At 66.2% G+C, this 3,891-nt stretch carries 1 protein-coding gene; it reads left to right on the forward strand.

The window, feature by feature from the left end; genetic code table 11:
- The coding region (locus tag DBR10_RS20230) for a carboxyl transferase domain-containing protein (protein WP_272482611.1) at positions 1–2,070 on the forward strand (2,070 nt) is incomplete at its 5' end.
- Positions 2,071–3,891 lie beyond the last annotated feature (1,821 nt).

Here is a 3,891-nt window from a genome sequence, read left to right on the forward strand (position 1 = left end):
GCCAAGGTGATCGCCCGCGGCCGCAGCGCCCGCGAGGCCGTCGCCCGGCTGGACCGGGCGCTCGGCGAATTCGCGATCACCGGGGTGGCGACCACCGCCCCGCTGGTGCGGGCGATCCTCGAGACGCCCGAGGCGGCGACCGGCGCTGCCACCACCCGCTTCATCGAGGATCACGCCGCCACCCTGTCGGCCCGGGCCGAGGCCCTGTCGCCCGTCGTCGTCCAGGCCGGGACCGCCTTCGAAACGCTCGACGGCGCCGTCGCCGTGGCCGCGCCCCTGGCCGCCACGGTGGGCGCGATCAGCGTGGCCGAGGGCGAGCTCGTCCGGCCGGGCCAGGCCCTGGCCGTGCTGGAGGCCATGAAGATGGAGCATCTGGTCGTCGCCACCGCCGGCGGCCGGGTGCTGAAACGCGCTGCCACCCCGGGCCAGACCGTGGCCGAGGGTCAGCCGCTGATCTTCCTGGAGCCCGTCGAAGTCGAGGCCGCGGAGGCGCAGGACGCCGCCGTCGAGGACCTCGACGCCATCCGCCCGGATCTGGCCGAGGTCATCGCCCGCCACCGCTTCACCCTTGATGAGGCGCGCCCCGACGCCGTCGCCCGCCGTCGCAAGACCGGCCATCGCACGGCGCGCGAGAATATCGACAATCTGGTCGACCCCGGCAGCTTCCTCGAATACGGGGCCCTGGCCATTGCCGCCCAGAAGCGTCGGCGCACCACCGAGGACCTGATCGCCAATACCCCGGCCGACGGCCTGATCACCGGCATCGGCACGGTCAATGGCGGCCTCTTTGCGCCCGACAGGGCCCGAACGGCGGCCCTGTCCTATGACTTCACCGTGCTGGCCGGCACGCAGGGCGCGATGAACCACCGCAAGACCGACCGGCTGATGGCGATCATCGCCGACCAGAAGCTGCCGGTGGTCTGGTTCGCCGAGGGCGGCGGCGGCCGGCCGGGCGATACCGACACCACCAGCGTGGCGGGTCTGGACGTCCCGACCTTCCGCAGCTTCGCCCAGCTGTCCGGCCTCGTGCCCAAGATCGCCATCGTCGCCGGCCGCTGTTTCGCCGGCAATGCCGCCATCGCCGGGCTGTCGGAGATCATCATCGCCACCCGGGACTCCAATCTCGGCATGGGCGGACCGGCCATGATCGAGGGCGGCGGGCTGGGGGTGTTCAAACCCGAGCAGATCGGGCCCTCGGCCCATCAGTGGGCCAATGGCGTCATCGACATCCTGGCCGAGGACGAGGCCCACGCCACGCGCCTGGCCAAACAGGCCCTGTCCTATTTCCAGGGCGCGCTGGCGACCTGGACCGCACCCGACCAGCGCCGGCTGCGCAGTGCCATCCCCGAGAACCGCCTGCGGGTCTATGACGTGCGCGCCCTGATCGCCGGGCTGGTCGACGAGGCCTCGTTCCTGGAACTGCGCGGCGGCTTTGCGGCCGGCATGGTCACCGGCCTGATCCGCATCGAGGGCCGGCCCATGGGCCTGATCGCCAATGATCCGCGCCATCTGGGCGGGGCCATCGACTGCGACGGGGCCGAGAAGGCCGCGCGCTTTCTGCAGCTGTGCGACGCCTTCGCCCTGCCGGTGCTCAGCCTCTGCGACACGCCCGGCTTTATGGTGGGACCCGACAGCGAGGACGCCGCCGCCGTGCGCCGGGTCAGCCGCCAGTTCATCGCCGGTGCCAAGCTGCGCTCGCCCCTGTTCACCGTCGTCACCCGCAAGGGCTATGGCCTCGGGGCCCAGGCCATGGCCGGCGGCAGTTTCCACAGCCCCGCCTTCATCGCCGCCTGGCCCACGGGCGAGTTCGGCGGCATGGGCCTGGAGGGCGCGGTCAAGCTGGGCTACCGCAAGGAACTGGAGGCCCTGACCGATCCGGCCGAGCAGAAGGCCCTCTATGACCAGCTGGTCGCGCGGCTCTATGCGGCCGGCAAGGCCACCAGCATGGCCGCCGCCCTCGAAATCGACGCCGTCATCGACCCGGCCGACACCCGGCGCTGGGTGGTCGGCGGGCTGGACGCGGCGGCGGGTATGGCACGGCCCTGGGCGGTGCGGGTGGACAGCTGGTGAGGGGACGCCCCGACCAAGTCCCTCTCTCTTTGAGAGAGGGAGGGGCCCGTCCCGGCGAAGGCCGGGATGGGAGGGTGAGAGGTTTCACCGCTGGCCGGGAGACCCTGATTTTTGCAGCATTTTGACCACGTGGTGTCTGCGATGAGGCGCGAGCGCCGGCCTGCCGTCAGCCGGCGCATTCGGCTGATCAGGCGGCGGAGTGCCGCGAAGGTCCGGCTTCGGGCGACGGGCTCATTTCCGCTTTCGACCCTTCTAGGACGCTCAATCCAAGAGAAACTGATGGTCCTGGACGGCGGGCTCTGAAACGCGGGAGTCAACTAGGACGTAAGAAGGCGGGCCAAAGCCGCGAATAGACGCGCGATAGGTCTTTTCCTCAACATGCACGAGGATGTCCTGGCTGGCGTCGACACATATCTGAGTGTGCCCCGAGAGATCGGTTGAGGGGGCATAGGCGGCTAAACGCCCACGCCACAACACTTTGTCACCTTGTCGGATTTCTGCAGGGCCCTCACTGAAGCCGACGAAAGTAACGGAGGTCGTCGAGCAACTGGCGCTCAGTGGCTGGATACCCAAGGCGCGTACCGGAGATGCTGGGGTTGCAGCGAGCCCAAGCGCGAGGAAGGCTGAACATTGGACTGAAAAGCGAAAAGCCATCTCGTGAGACAAGCATCTCCGAGGTCCGACATCCACCCTTGTCTGGCGTTGGCGAGGTCTGCTTCCAGGACGGTTGTCGAAGGTCTGGTTTCGGGCGGTGCGCTCGTTTCCGCTCCCGACCCATATGCGACCTACGGAACACCCGCTTCTGCGCCTCTACCGGCCAGCCAACCTATCGCGGCCCTTGCAGCAAGCAGCGCCTCATCCCGAGAAACGTAGATCCCTGACTGCTGCGTCTCGGCCCAGTACTTGTAACCGCTCAACCCGTTAGAGGGTGGCTCCCAGAGCTCTCGCTCTTCGACAAAGCGGTAACCTCCGCCACTCCTGATCACAGACGCAATCATCCCTCCGTCGGCAGCGGTGAACTGGGACAGGGCTGCGACATTGCTGACAACTGTGCGTGCGCTCATTGCCAAACGCTAGCTTTGGCAACGTCGGCTTTCCACCCTTGTCAGACACAGGCGATGTCCGCTTCCGGGGTGATCTTCGAATGTCTGGCTACGGGCAGAGGGTCAATTTCCGCTCCCGACCCTTCTCGGACCTTCGCAAGGTCTGCTCTGCGGCTAGTCTAGCAGACGACTTTCATCGGCCCACCCATTGCGGGCGTTGGCTGGACTGGCAATATAAAACGATGCCCAAGTCTGTTTTCAATCGCGCTGTTCTGGCGATCTTTCTCGCCGTAGTCGCGGGTTGGTTTTGGTATGTTCGGTCTCATGCACCGGACGCCGCTTCGATCAACGGCACCTATGCCAATCCGTGCTGCAATGACATCACGATCCGAGACGGGGTTATATATTCGGATAATTCACAGACCCCCTTCAAGCTGGAGAACATGAAGTTCGGACTGACCGTCTTTCCCTCCGAAACTCTGCAAGTAGATGGTGGTCATGTCCAAGCTCGACCGGCCTCGGACCAAATGCTTTTGGTCAAAGAGGATGGCCGAGCGATAACCATCTGCGGGGATCAGCTGTGCCGAAAGTCGTACATGTTTGAACGGCGCTGATTGTTGTCCGACATCCACCCATCTCAGACGTCAGTAGCGTCCGCTTTTCGGCCTCTCGTGGCTTGGCAGAAGTGATCGTTCGAAGGGTGCCAGCCGTCCTGTATGTTTGCGTCCTCAGGACGAGGGCTGGCCGTGCTCCGTTCGGACAGGGCGAAACCTCTCAC

The sequence above is a fragment of the Caulobacter sp. HMWF025 genome (genome assembly GCF_003060965.1).
Classification (GTDB): domain Bacteria; phylum Pseudomonadota; class Alphaproteobacteria; order Caulobacterales; family Caulobacteraceae; genus Caulobacter.